At 43.6% G+C, this 13398-nt stretch carries 12 protein-coding genes and 1 riboswitch; of the genes, 1 reads left to right on the plus strand and 11 read right to left on the minus strand.

Annotated elements, in window-relative coordinates:
• Positions 1–13: 13 nt before the first annotated feature.
• The 10 genes from DT065_RS03890 to DT065_RS03940 all read right to left on the minus strand — a co-directional run bounded on the left by DT065_RS03890 (position 14) and on the right by DT065_RS03940 (position 10107).
• A complete protein-coding gene (locus DT065_RS03890) occupies positions 14–679 on the minus strand; it encodes a methionine ABC transporter permease (RefSeq protein ID WP_114371053.1) in 666 nt (221 codons plus the stop codon).
• Positions 657–1682, minus strand: coding sequence for a methionine ABC transporter ATP-binding protein (locus DT065_RS03895; protein WP_114371055.1), 1026 nt, complete (start codon positions 1680–1682; stop codon positions 657–659). Before DT065_RS03895 ends, DT065_RS03890 begins: the two co-directional genes overlap by 23 nt.
• A gap of 67 nt (positions 1683–1749) precedes the next feature.
• Positions 1750–1856, minus strand: a riboswitch (SAM riboswitch).
• A 283-nt stretch (positions 1857–2139) separates the two neighbouring features.
• The gene (locus DT065_RS03900) at positions 2140–3045 is read right to left on the minus strand and encodes a sulfurtransferase (RefSeq protein WP_114371057.1); all 906 of its coding nucleotides are present in this window, start codon (positions 3043–3045) and stop codon (positions 2140–2142) included.
• 121 nt (positions 3046–3166) lie between these two features.
• On the minus strand, positions 3167–3877 hold the full coding sequence (locus DT065_RS03905) for a DUF1028 domain-containing protein (protein WP_114371059.1): 711 nt from the start codon (positions 3875–3877) through the stop codon (positions 3167–3169).
• A 616-nt stretch (positions 3878–4493) separates the two neighbouring features.
• Entirely contained in the window at positions 4494–5150 is a 657-nt protein-coding gene (locus tag DT065_RS03910; RefSeq protein WP_193550801.1) for a DUF6320 domain-containing protein, read from the minus strand.
• Positions 5151–5156: 6 nt separating this feature from the next.
• Positions 5157–6413 carry a condensation domain-containing protein gene (locus tag DT065_RS03915; protein ID WP_114371061.1) on the minus strand — a complete coding sequence of 419 codons (1257 nt, stop codon included), beginning with the start codon at positions 6411–6413 and terminating at the stop codon, positions 5157–5159.
• 219 nt (positions 6414–6632) lie between these two features.
• Entirely contained in the window at positions 6633–6932 is a 300-nt protein-coding gene (locus DT065_RS03920; RefSeq protein ID WP_114371063.1) for a hypothetical protein, read from the minus strand.
• Between the two features lie 85 nt (positions 6933–7017).
• A complete protein-coding gene (locus DT065_RS03925) occupies positions 7018–7221 on the minus strand; it encodes a hypothetical protein (RefSeq protein ID WP_114371065.1) in 204 nt (67 codons plus the stop codon).
• 373 nt (positions 7222–7594) lie between these two features.
• Positions 7595–9316 (minus strand): zinc ribbon domain-containing protein, encoded by a 1722-nt coding sequence (locus DT065_RS03935; RefSeq protein WP_114371069.1) that lies wholly within the window; start codon positions 9314–9316, stop codon positions 7595–7597.
• Positions 9317–9339: 23 nt separating this feature from the next.
• Complete coding sequence (locus tag DT065_RS03940; RefSeq protein ID WP_114371071.1) at positions 9340–10107, minus strand: zinc ribbon domain-containing protein; 768 nt, start codon at positions 10105–10107, stop codon at positions 9340–9342.
• Between the two features lie 316 nt (positions 10108–10423).
• Between DT065_RS03940 and DT065_RS03945 the strand changes: the two genes are divergently transcribed.
• Positions 10424–11179 (plus strand): MurR/RpiR family transcriptional regulator, encoded by a 756-nt coding sequence (locus tag DT065_RS03945; RefSeq protein WP_160112384.1) that lies wholly within the window; start codon positions 10424–10426, stop codon positions 11177–11179.
• Positions 11180–11907: 728 nt separating this feature from the next.
• Here DT065_RS03945 and DT065_RS03955 read toward each other — a convergent pair.
• Complete coding sequence (locus DT065_RS03955) at positions 11908–13056, minus strand: DegT/DnrJ/EryC1/StrS family aminotransferase (protein WP_114371077.1); 1149 nt, start codon at positions 13054–13056, stop codon at positions 11908–11910.
• Between the last annotated feature and the right edge of the window lie 342 nt (positions 13057–13398).

Below are 13398 nucleotides of genomic sequence, written 5' to 3' on the forward strand. Positions count from 1 at the left end.
GGATCTCTCCCTCTTATCTTTTATCTACGCGTTTTGCAATGAAATCGCCAAGCTGCTGCAGCACTTGGACAAGCACGATGAGCAACACGACAGTGGCTATCATGATGGTCGTGTCATAGCGGTAGTGACCATATCGGACCGCCAGATCCCCAATGCCGCCTCCCCCAACGACACCGGCCATCGCGGAATAGGCGATTAAAGTTATGACCGTAAGCGTAAGTCCATGAATAATTGAGGCACGTGCTTCCGGAAAAAGCACATCTTTCATAATCATCCATGGCGTAGCACCGGTCGCGATCGCAGCTTCAATCATGCCTTTATCAATCTCGCGCATCGAAGTCTCAACAATTCGGGCAAAAAACGGAATGGCTGCCACGGATAGCGATACACTTGCGGCCACCGGTCCGGTTGTCGTACCCACTAAAAAGCCTGTGACCGGGAACAACAGCACGAGCAAGATAATGTACGGAATCGAGCGAACGACGTTCACGATAAATCCGAGGATCGACTGGACAACGAGGTTTTGCCAAAATAAACCTCGATCGGTCACGAACAAGAGCACGCCGAGCGGAAGGCCGATGAGGATGGCAACCGCGGTGGATATGCTGATCATCTGAAGCGTCTCCACAAACGCCTCCGCCATCTCAGGCAAGAGATCAATGAGGTGCTGCAAATCCATCACGGATCACCTCCACCTTAGCTTTGCGCTTCTCAATATACCGGATAGCCTCATGAATATCGCCGATCTTTCCGGTCAGCTCCATGATGAAAATGCCCAGCGGCTTTGATTCGATATATTCAATTGCACCATGTAAAAAATTACCTTTTACGTTATGCGCCTGAAGCATATCGGCGATAATGCCTTCCCCGGCAATCTCCCCTTTGAAAATCACCTTAACGATCGTCCCTGAACGCTGTGCCAAAGTGGCTTCCGGAAGCTCAAACGAAACGACATTGTTTATGAACTCTTGAGTGAGCTTTTCTTTAGGTTCAGCAAAGAGGTCATACACACGGCCTTGCTCAACAACCTCACCATCCTGCATAATCGCCATCCGATGACAAATGTCTTTGACGACATTCATCTCGTGGGTAATGAGCATGATCGTCAAACCAAGTTCCTTGTTCAAATTTTTAAGGAGGGTCAAAATTGACTTCGTCGTGGTCGGGTCCAGCGCCGACGTAGCCTCATCACATAGAAGCACTGTCGGGTTGTTCGCCAACGCCCGCGCAATCCCAACGCGTTGCTTCTGACCTCCGCTTAATTGGGAAGGATAGGCATCGCGCTTATCTAATAGCTCTACACGTTGCAGTAGTTCTTCAACACGTGTTTTCATATCCTTAGATTCAACACCTGCTGCCCGAAGTGCAAATGCAATATTTTCAAACACCGTTTTCTGATTAATTAAGTAAAAATGTTGAAAGATCATGCCTATCTTCAACCTTTGTTTTCTAAGTGCCTCGCCGGATAACAACGTCATCTCAGTTCCATCGACGGTCACCATCCCACTCGTCGGTCGCTCAAGCAGGTTAATGCAGCGAATGAGGGAACTTTTCCCAGCTCCGGAATAGCCGACAACCCCAAAGATTTCTCCTTGATTGACCTTGAGCGAAACATCTTTCGCCCCAGTAACCGTCCCCTTTTTCGTTTTGTACACTTTCGTCAGACCCTCAACCTCAATCACTGAACTTCCTCCGATCAAAAGAAAAGACTTCTTTCATTTGAAAGAAGTCTTCGAAATTACTTTCATAGACTTATCTTTCAGAATGAACTCATTCTGCAGGAATTGGCACCTTCCCCATCATAGGAGGTTGCCGGACGTCATCGGGCCTAGTCCCTCAGTCTCTCTTGATAAGTTATTACATTTCTTACTAAATAACATTAATAATATTACGTTTTTCCTTTACATCTGTCAACCTTTAACGCGGGAAAGAGCGAGTAATTCATTATCAGTATTACACGATCGCTTTCATTTTTAGAAGCCAGATGTATCCCTTACTTTTCTTCCCATTTATAAAAAAACTCTTTTTTAGTAATAAACGCCATACCGGTCATCGCCTTTCATTTTATTGCTTATTCGCTATCATGTGACAACCGAGCTGAAATCAAGCGCTGGTTTTCCCCGGCGTCCTGCTAACGTTTTATTTATCTTTTTTTGTATCCAATGGCAGTGACGAATCTGCGGTCCACTCGGTCATCGAGCCATCATACATGGAGACGTTATGCTGCCCCAACTTGTTTAAAATGAGAGCATTCCAAGTCGCGGCAATGCCGCTTCCACAATACGTGATCACTTTTTTATTTTCGTCAAGGGCGCCGACTTTCTCAAATGTATCCCGTAATTGCTCCTCATTGTAAAGTTCTTTGCTTTCAGGGTTGGAAAGATTGCCGAAGAAGACATTGACACTGCCCGGGATGTGTCCGCTGCGCGCGTAAGTGTCTGTTTCGCCGTTAAAGTCCGCCTCTGAAAGGCTATTGACAAGAATGACATTTTCATCCTCTAAAGCACTTTTGACATCCTCTTTCGTTGCCAATAATTCAGGACGGCGCTCCCCTTTGAAGATCGCTTTAGGATAAGCGCCGGGTTCCGTTGTAACAGGACGCTCTTCTTCCTTCCACTTCACGAACCCTCCATCAAGAACAGCAACATTGTCATACCCTTCATAGCGTAACTGCCAAGCAAGCCGCGAAGCCCAATCAGATGCAATCACCGGCGCGCCAACGATCGCGTTTCCCTGGTCATACACCACAACATACGTATCATCGTCCCCGACACCCAGTTCACCCATTTTTTCGGTAAACCTTTCTCTTGAAGGAACGGTGAAAGCGAATGCTGAGTCCGGGGCAGAGAGATCATGGAGCAAGTCAGCGTAAACGGCACCTGGAATATGCCCCTCTTCATACACGTCACGTCCGGACCAGACATCATAATACCCGCCATCCTCAGGCGGCTTTAAAAATGTCGTTGCATCTAATAACCGCAATTTCGGATCATCTAATCGACCTGCTAACCACTCTGTATTAACAATCAATGGTACATGACTCATTTATGACCCTCCCTTTCAATTCAAACCTTATTGATGCGAATGGTTTATTTAATGTACCATAATCTTGGTGTTCGATCAATTTTTTAGCCTAGACTCCTTCTATAGAGGGGATTAAGCCGCGCTATTCCTTATCCTCTTGTGTGATATCCAACGACCCAAAAGCAAAATGCCCTTTTGGATTTTCTATCGTTGGCAGCGATTCGATGAATGGGAATAGATCTGTTTGAGCAACTTCATAAACTCGGGCCAATTCATTGACAGGATCACTGTGCTCATCCACCCTCAAATCGACTAATGGATAGTCTTCCGTAGAAACAACTTTTAAAGCAGCCGATTGCCTTCCACGTTTATCGCCTCCTGCTGCCTGGCCTGCTCCCAATGCCTTCATTAATCGTTCCGCTAATGATAAATCGACCGTTTTATGAAAAGATGCTTCCATTTCCAAAATGGTATCTTCGCCAACGAGCATATTACCGGCAACTGCGTAGGTATTGCCTACGCGATGTCCATACCAACCGTCGCATCTTTCGCCTGAAAAAGCCACCGCCTGCCCGGTGTTATCGACGATACTAAATTGCCTGAGTTCCGGTTCAGGATCTTCCTTTTTGATATGGTCTAATACTTCTTGAGCGGACATGCCTACTTCTAAATATTTCAAGCCGTTAATGCCTATGTATGGATTTACGAATGACTGTGTTGCAATCGCGCCAACCTCAGCTTTAACAAAGGGGCACATACTTCCGACCGCAGGAAGGTTTGTAGATACTGCCACACCAAACTGCCCGGTTTTCTCGCATCTTGCCGTGATTGAAAATGTATTTAGTTTGAGCATTTTACGAATCCTCCCTGTTATCTCCATTCACATGCGTAAGAGCCCTATCACATTTGTTTAATGTTTTTCATTATTCCATTTCTTTTATGTCCACGGGCACAAGTTGGGTATTGGGTAAACCCTGCTTCATTGATCCTACAAACGCTTCTCTTTCATATGTTGTTGCCATAATTGTTCTCCTCTTTCTTGACCAACAGATAACATTGTCTGATTAAATACAATATTCGAGTCAGTACCTTCTTTTATTTCTGCGGCACTTAAAGGGGAACGAAGGATTCGTCTGGTATTCTTCATCCTCGTGCCCTTCATAATCGGCTTTATGAAGCGTGCTTGTACCGATTCCTATTGCAACAATTCCTCTCCCACTTTTATATAGAAAGACTTTATCCCCTTTCAAGGTTAACCTGCTCAAGAAATTCTAAACGATACAACGTTCCTCCCCGTCATATTTGATCCGGAAAGCAAATGGAATCCGTACCCAAAAAAATCATCCGACACACTCCCCCTCACCAAGCGGTGATATTATCCGCGTTTACTGTTTCAATAGTATCCATCATGTCGCGACCATGAAAAACCGCCAGTAAAAAATAAGAAGACCGAGCACCACTCGTTCTTCCTAAAAATGAAACCGGCGTACGATTTCGTTTTTCATCGTTTTATTGGCAAACAATACCATACCGATGAATGTTAATAGTGCATACAGCGCGGTTATTGCGCTTGGCCATAAGACGTAAGATAAGGTACTTAAAAACAAGAGAACAGGCATAAAACCAAGGACGATCATCGTCATCATATATCCGAGGTATTCTCTCCATTTCATCGGTTTTCGCAATATGATGATCGTAACGATCAATGTCGCGACGATCACGAGGAAAGGGATAACATAATGGACGGACCAACGTGTAGCCCCAGCTGTAACGTCGATCACGATGAGCATCGCCGAAAGAGCGAGCACTTGAAAGATGATTTTTGATCCGGCATGTGCTTTTGAAAGAATTGTATGATTGATGCATAACAGAGCATATAAAACAGGCCCTACGATATAAAATACCCAAAGCTCGTTCGGTGTGGTGAGCAAATTAATCAACAGACTTGAACTAATGATGAAAATCGCGATAAACAAGAATACTCGCTGTTTCAGATTTCGAAGCTTTGAATCCAAGTGATAGGGCGGATACGTATCCAATGAGGCTTTTTCTTCCGTTAGTTGACGTTTACATAGTGGACAATGCTGTTGGGCGGTCCACACGCTGCAATTCCGACATCGATGCATATGGAATCACCCTCCATCATTGGAATACACTTCAATATCAATCCCTGATGTTTTTGTAAGCTCCTGAAAGAAGGTGCGAATAATATCGGCTTCCTCGATCGTCCTCGCGAACGTAATGACAAATTGATCATTGATGGAACAAATGCCACCGTTTACCGGACTTTTTTTCGTTGGGTACATAACCATTTCCATATGTTCAATGTGAGGCATCATCTTTTCCGGCAATTGCACATTGCCTAAATTGGTGAGTGTCATCGTTTTCGTTCGTTCCCCATAACTTTTATACCCATAGCGGAGGGCGTAGTACTTGATAAAATTTGGCACAAAACGAGCAGCCAGCATGGTCTGTAGCTTTACATGATGATTTAACCCGAGTTGCAAAGCTTCTTTCTCTGCCTTTCTTTGCAGCTGTTTCGAGATTTCTTCCAAGATGCCCTCGAGCGTGGTATACTCCCCGACATGGATTCCTACATTCACGACTGCGAAAAAATTGCGCAGGGACTTTGACGGAAACATTTTCCTTAAATTAACAGGGATTGCAATTTTGATTTCTTCTTTTCGTGAACGATAGAGCAATTTTTCATAATAAATAGCAACAATCAATACTGCAGTAATGTAAGCGGTAATCGTTACGCCATGGGCTTTCGCGGCGGTCCGAATATCGCTTGATTTCATTACGCCATGAACAACAATCGTTTCTTCTATCGGAGTCCCTTTGATTTGAAAGGCGTGCCCTTCGCGAGGTTTTTTAACCTTATGATCGGATTTATAATTAAAATAGCTGTCATCTAATTCATAAGTGTTTGGCTGATCCTCAATATCAAGAACCGAACCATCATTTTCAATCTGATTATGTTGCTCGAGCAAATAATGATAAACAAGGGCTTTGAGAAACTCAAGTGCCCCGGTGCCATCGGTGACCGAATGAAAGAACTCGACTGCGATTCGTTTTTCGTAATAGAGCACCCGGAATAAAAAACCATTCGTTTCAATCGGATCAATCGGTGCACAAGGAAAACGATGTTCTTTTTGCACGAACAGCTTTTTGTCATTCTCTACGAGAAAGTCCCAGAAAATTCCCTTCCCGAGCTTAACCGCGAACATCGGCAGCCGCTTCATCACATTATCCAACGCACGTTGAAGCTTGTCTACTTCCACCGGGGATTTCATGATCATCGCAACTCTAAATACAGAAGAGTTCGCGGGATCAGATACCGCGTGAAAAATTTTTCCCGCATTGTCAATTTTGTACCATTGCTCCATGCAACAAACTCCCCTGAATCGTTCCTGATAAAATCAAATGCAACACGAAAAAAAAACCAGTATCGCTCTCGCTCATTCTAACACATGCCCAGGTTCTTTTTCACATTTATCCAGCATTCTTCCTCTATGCCCGCATGTTTCGTCAATAACTGCTTTACTTTTTTGCAAACAAAATGCCACCCTTTCCAATGAAGGAGGGTGGCATTTCATTATAAATGCTTAAGGGCCTAACAGCCCTAATTCCGATGGACCTGGTGTTGCCGCGGCCGGTCGTACATGCACACGTTGGGACACCGTGTCTGTACCTCCGTGCTCATCGGTAATCGTCAAGGTCAAATGGACAGCCATTCCGTCCCCGACTTCATTCAACGCAACGGCATTTTCTGCTTCACCTGTGTTGTAAACGATTTCGTCTTTATATCTAGGACTAAGCCCAATGGTGAGTTCGGTAACTTCGTCCCCTTCGACTTCAACCTCTGTTACCTCTGTGCTATGATAATCCGGCGTTGATACCATCAAAGTGTACTCGCCCCTTCCAATACGTCTTCAATGAAAAATTCACCGCTTTCGCCTGTAGTGGCTTCATCCACTTGCGGATCTTCCATCACCCGGATCGAAGCATCTTCAATCGGTTCACGTCGCGCTCATTGACAACCGTTCCTTCGATCTCACCACTCGGCATCTCCTCTAATATAAAGTTGGCTTCGCTCGTTTCCTCTTCCTCAATCGTCACTTCCCGGGTTTCAAAATAAAACCCGTAGGCATCTGATTGACTGTACGTTTCTCCGTCCTCACCGGCAGGATGCATGCGTTTTCATGAATGTCAGAATCTAGTATGTTATTTATATATTACAATATTTCCACTATTACCGAAATAAGCAAAAACCACTGATTTTTTTTCAAATCTATATCATCCATTCGAATTGCCTCTGGTAAATGAATCGTCTTTACGTTTCATAATTACCATTATAATCAAGAAATTTAACCTATACGTTTGTATAAAAGAACCGAATATTTCATTCCTAGAAATGATATTTTTTAAACAACACCTTGTAAAGCGATACTTAAAAAGCGCCGTACCACTCATGGTGATACGACGTTTCCTTTTTTTATCCATGAATCGGTACCAAATCTGCCCCTTCGTGGGCATCAAATACCCATGTTTGCCATCATCGCTCCAATCAAATTTCATCAGTCGACTGCAACGCGTCCACTTTAAGGTCACCGTCAACGAGCTTCACCGTCGAAATCGTTCTGAATTCTGTTGTTTCTGTTCCGTCGTCTCTGTGTATGTCGTAAACTTCAATCGTTGTTACTTCCCATTCCTCTTCCGAAACGGTCTCTACCGATTCAAGCGACGTTTCTACATGGGTTTGTGTAATATTTTCCTCTGCCAAGTAATCAATATAATCTTCATGTTCCGGAGCGCGCGGCCCATCCGATGTCATCAAATCTTCTACGAGCGAGAACTCCTGACTATTAATCGATTCTGCAGATGCTTCATTCACTTCGTAGATAAATTCTTCCAACTCACTGTCGTTGATAGTCGTTTCCGATGAGTCTTCCCCATCCTCTCCGGATTCGGATGTACCGGTAAATTCTTCTGTATTTGTTGGCGCATAATTAAAAGGAGCAGGGGTGGAATAATAATCATCCATTAACCAGTCTTCATCCTCCGTGTCATAAACAACGGAAAATTTCTGATGATTTTCTCCCCCCGAAAAACTCTCCTCGTCATCATCATAGTGGACCACGGCTTCAAACGTTGCAGTATATTGGCCTTCAATGTTTTCCACAGAAAATGTATCGAGATCATAAACAATGCTTTCCAGTTCGCCGTTCCATATGTCACCATCATTTTCCGGCACGTATTCATTCACCGTGTCCATGACTTGATCCATCAGTTCGTCTGTAGCGGCTGGAATCTCTAAAAACATGTTGGTACCGGTGATTTCCTCTTCCTCACTGCTGACGGTTCCCCAAGGATACTCATGTTCAGCGTGAACCGTCATAGAACCATCTGTAACGACAGGACCAAGTTCCGAGTCCAGCTGTTCCACCGTCCTATCCAGCGCATCGCCATTCACATATACCTCGGCTTCCGGTTCATTCGAATCAAGGTATATATATTCTCCATTCAAAGTAAGATCTACTTGTATAGAATCTTGAGGAGGGGCGATCAAATCCAATTCCTCTTCCCGTTCCAGTGTGACATAATCATGATCCAGCTCTGCTGTTAGCGTATATTGGCCAGGGGCAAAAGGGCCGACTTCCCGTGAAAAATCCTCTTCGTCCGCGATAGCAATTTCTTCTTCGTCCAAATATATGACCGTATCTGCTTCATTTGTGGTTATATTTACATAAAAAGATGGAACCTCAAATGAGTAAGCATCAAAAATAAACCAGTTTTTACCTTCCGGTTTCAGTTGGAACAGAGAATGATCCACAGGATTCGCTACGACCTCTTCCGTTTCATCATCCATAAGCTCGGCTTGTTGACGCAGCGAGGTCATCTCCTCATTGAGAAAAGAAGCGTTTCCCTCCATGTACTGCACCAATCCCTGCAGGTCATCCTGTTCTATTTCCATTCCGGGATCACCGCTCGTAATCGTTGCAGCAAGTTGTTCCGTATTCCCCTCGATTAAAGCTTCCTCAAACTGATCAACAGCCCTATGTTGATCAAAAATATTTGTAGTTATTTGATAAGTGATAAACGCAACGACAAACACCCCTGCCGAGACAAGCAACGTCAATTTCTGTTTTTTACTTAAAGATACGGACGGTTTTTTGCGTTGTGGTTGTTCATTCATTTGTCGAGTAGATTTTTGAACCTGCTCCCCGCACTGCGAGCAAACCTTCGCTTCATCCTTCAATGGATGACCACAGCTTTTACAAAATTTCATTTAACATTCTCCTCATGTCAATTTCACATCATATCCGTAGGATCCAAATCATTTACAAATGAAGTCGCGATGCTTTCCCCAAACACATACAAAATGATCGCTAATACAGCAATTGCAATCAGGGCTCCATAAAATGTATCTAGCCCACCTGTAGAATCTTTTAGAAACAAATGCACGGTATATACAATAGCAAGATTAACAGCAGTCATAGCCATCCCCAGAAAAATAAAACTTAAAGAAAGAACATTCATCAGGGCCATTATGAAAGATAGGATTAAAATAACGAGCGGAATGACCATCATGGAGCCAAACGATGCGATCGTCTGTTGCATCGATACGGACGATTTGCCAAGCTTGGCAACGACAAATATCACTCCAATCGTTAAAGCGAAATAGATTAGTATGTAAAATATTGGTGAAGCAACGGGCATATCAACGCCCCAAGGTGCCAGCGTCGATACAATGGAAGAAAAAATAAGCGGCATCGCGATTGCAGCTAGTACAATCGTAATAATACCGTAAATCATTAGATGTTTAGAGCCATCAACGGTACTTGCAGTATGAAAAGGAGATTTTAGTGCATTCAGGCAGAAGGTCCAGTAACTGGACAATTCTTCCTTAACTTTATCAACATCCACGTTCCCTGACCCTTGATCTTTTTCTTCTATTGTACTGGCACTTTCTGCACGGGCTGTTTCAATCGCTTCAGCATGTTGGTGTACCTTCTGCCCACAATTTTCACAAAAATTATCATCCGCGCTTAACTCGTAACTACAAGCATGACATTTCATTAAAATATGCTCCTCTCAGAATTTCATTATTTTAAAGAAGTTCTTCATCTAACAAAAATACTACTTTTTCACACCTTTCAAATGAAATATACGTATAACAGTAAACTATTACTATATTATCAAATATTGTCATTTAAGCAATTAATATACGAGATTTCTATTTTATTTTTGAATCTTTCGGTATATGTTATGTCAAAATATCTCATATAAGCATGATACCTTTTGCGAAATATATCACTTTTTTGTTGCAATAGTTTGGAGTTCATCGTGACATTAATCTATGCTTTCATATCGGTTATTAAATTTGGGGTTTTATATGTGTCAAAGGGAATTTTCGGAGAGAATAGAGAAGATAGGCTATAAAAAATACCCACAGTTTAAAAATGATATAATCAAATATGTTTTTAATAATAAAAAGAATACGTGGTGGCACTTGAAAAAGTCTTCGGAAGATATGGATGAAGTTGATCATTCTCTTGGAAAAGTAGGAAAGAGCAGTATCGAAGATATAGAATCCGTATTGAGGGAGGTTGATAGTAAAGAATATGAAACGTTTTTAAATGTGCTTCTTGAAGCTGAAAAGGTACATTTTCTAGGAATGAGGACTTCCAAATCACTGGCTTTATATTTTGAAATGATGCTAGGAGGTATACTGGATAATTTGAATCAATTAAGTTTAAATTCAGATTTCATTTATGATGAATCCTTGAAATTTAAAGAAGGGGATGTTTTGATGATCATTGCCTTATCCCCCTATGCAAAACAGACCATTGATTTCGTGAAGTATTGTAGAAAGCAAATGAACATTAATATAGTTGTTATTACTGATCTAGAATCAAGTCCAATCATAGAGGATAGTGATGCTTACTTGATAGCCGTTCAAAGTAAGAACAGATACAGTATTATTCCTGCTCTCACTCTGATGGAATCACTAATCATAGACTTAGGAAAGAATCAGCCCAATTCTGTAGAAAAAATATCAAGGTTGAATCAAATTCATCGCGAGAATGACATAACAACATTATTAGATCAACTAAAATTAATATGCATACTCCAGATAATATCCAAATAACTCACGCCCATCTTCTCAGGATCCACCGTCAACGCCGTCAGCCCCCTATTCCGACTTGCTGCCTTCCAACTTCCCCGAAGTCTCATAATACCGCGCAAAAGCAGCCCTGCGCTGCGCCACTCGCTCATCAAGCAGTCCAACTGCCCACGCTGGCAACAATATTACTCATCCGATCATTATAGCCGACCTCGCTTTGCTAATAGTGCAGCGCCGGCTCCCCCTCCTGGGTCGCCAAAAACCGCGCCCGATCCAATGCGGTCATCCACCCAACATCAACGTTCAGGCGTTCTTGATTTAGCGGTAACAGTTTGCAATTAGATGAAAAATTGTTGTATACTACAGATAGTAAAGGCATATTTTTAAAAAGACCGTGGTGCTGGTACACCAACGGCCTCCCAATAGAACGCATCCTTCAGGGATAAGCGTTCACGCATGTTGCATGAAGTAGTTACCCAGAGGTGGCATTCTCACGGGGTAGCTACTTTTTCTTTCTGTTGGAATTCGATGCTATAAAGTAGACGAGCGTAGACACAGCTACGCAAAGCATCAAGGCTTCATACACAGAAATGGAGGATCACCCCCCTTCTGTCCGTGAACAACGAACGGCCGCAGACACGAAGGTTGAGAGGTGAACGCTACCCCTGAGAATCTCGTTCTATTGTTAACTCTATTATACTATGAGCAAACGTAAAAAATAGTTTTATTACAATCCTCTATTTCTGTTATGGCTAGGTAATTAAGCGTCTCAACACACCTATCACCCTTTCCATCTCCTCCTCCGTCATATTCGACCCAGAAGGCAAACACAGCCCATACCGGAACAACTCCTCCGACACACTCCATCCTTCCTCATGCGGATAATACTCCGCACCTTCAAACAATGGCTGCAAATGCATCGGCTTCCACACAGGCCGCGCTTCAATATTTTCTTCACCCAACGCTTCGATAATATCCAAGTGCGTGACCCCTGCTTCCCCGGGATCTATCGTCAACGCTGTCAGCCAGCGATTAGACGTCGTACCTTCTAACTCCGGCATAAACGCAACGCCACGGAGACCCCCCAACGCATCATAATAACGCTGAAAAACACCCCGACGTTGTTCCACTCGCTGATCGAGGACTTCCAACTGCCCACGCCCAACACCGGCAACGATATTGCTCATTCGATAATTAAAACCAACCTCGCTGTGCTCATAATGAAGCGCCGGCTCCCGCGCTTGCGTAGCCAAAAACCGCGACCGATCCAACACTTCCACATCATTCGACACGAGCGCACCCCCGCCTGAGGTTGTAATGATTTTATTCCCATTAAACGAATACACGCCAAAATCGCCGAAGGTCCCGCTTTTCTGCCCTCGATACTCACTCCCCAACGATTCCGCAGCATCCTCAATGACCGGCACACCATACCCTCGGCAGATGTCCATCAACGTATCCATCCGCGCACTCTGCCCATACAAATTCACAACAATAACAGCTTTTGGCAGCACACCACGATCACTCGCATCCCCGAGCGCCCGTTCCAACGCCCCAGGAGACATATTCCACGTCGCAGGCTCGGAATCAATGAACACTGGCCGCGCACCTTGATACATAATCGGATTGGCTGTGGCCACAAACGTAAGCGAAGAACAAAAAACAACATCCCCCGCCCCAACGCCAAGCTGCCGCAATGCCAAATGAATCGCCGCCGTTCCGGAGCTAAGGACAGACGCGCCGGCAACACCATTGTATTCCGCCAACGCTTTCTCAAATGCCTGCACGTTGTTTCCCAGCGGCGCGATCCAGTTCAAGTCGAACGCTTCTTGTATGTATTTTTGTTCGTTTCCGCTCATATGAGGCGCAGATAAAAAAATACGGTCTTGTTGTTCTGACATAATAACATCCTATCTCTATTTATCATTCTTCATCGTTCGCGGGAACGCCTGGGCTAACGTACCATCAGAAATATTGAATATAACATCGACACCCACCGCTTCATTCCTCCACAACCATTCCAGATATCAACACGTATCCAGTCTAATGCTATTGTACCAAAATATAATGAGCATGACTGATAGATTTTATTTATCTCCATAAAAATTCGCATATATAGTTCATATGAATGAAAGGACGGCGCCGCGCCAAAAAACTTTTGGCACCTTATGATTCGTTAAACTATTAGAAAACTTAGCCTATCGCCCCTTAATGGCGAAAGCCTTAGTTTGTGAGGATGCCTA

Source organism: Salicibibacter kimchii (assembly GCF_003336365.1).
GTDB classification, from domain to species: domain Bacteria; phylum Bacillota; class Bacilli; order Bacillales; family Marinococcaceae; genus Salicibibacter; species Salicibibacter kimchii.

Bases quoted from the DNA above. Each gene is read 5' to 3' on its own strand.
- DT065_RS03915 (WP_114371061.1), bottom strand. From the start codon at position 6,413: ATGGAGCAATGGTACAAAATTGACAATGCGGGAAAAATTTTTCACGCG.
- DT065_RS03900 (WP_114371057.1), bottom strand. From the start codon at position 3,045: ATGAGTCATGTACCATTGATTGTTAATACAGAGTGGTTAGCAGGTCGA.
- DT065_RS03935 (WP_114371069.1), bottom strand. From the start codon at position 9,316: ATGAAATTTTGTAAAAGCTGTGGTCATCCATTGAAGGATGAAGCGAAG.
- DT065_RS03925 (WP_114371065.1), bottom strand. From the start codon at position 7,221: ATGCATCCTGCCGGTGAGGACGGAGAAACGTACAGTCAATCAGATGCC.
- DT065_RS03945 (WP_160112384.1), top strand. From the start codon at position 10,424: ATGTGTCAAAGGGAATTTTCGGAGAGAATAGAGAAGATAGGCTATAAA.
- DT065_RS03955 (WP_114371077.1), bottom strand. From the start codon at position 13,056: ATGTCAGAACAACAAGACCGTATTTTTTTATCTGCGCCTCATATGAGC.
- DT065_RS03940 (WP_114371071.1), bottom strand. From the start codon at position 10,107: ATGAAATGTCATGCTTGTAGTTACGAGTTAAGCGCGGATGATAATTTT.
- DT065_RS03890 (WP_114371053.1), bottom strand. From the start codon at position 679: ATGGATTTGCAGCACCTCATTGATCTCTTGCCTGAGATGGCGGAGGCG.
- DT065_RS03905 (WP_114371059.1), bottom strand. From the start codon at position 3,877: ATGCTCAAACTAAATACATTTTCAATCACGGCAAGATGCGAGAAAACC.
- DT065_RS03910 (WP_193550801.1), bottom strand. From the start codon at position 5,150: ATGCATCGATGTCGGAATTGCAGCGTGTGGACCGCCCAACAGCATTGT.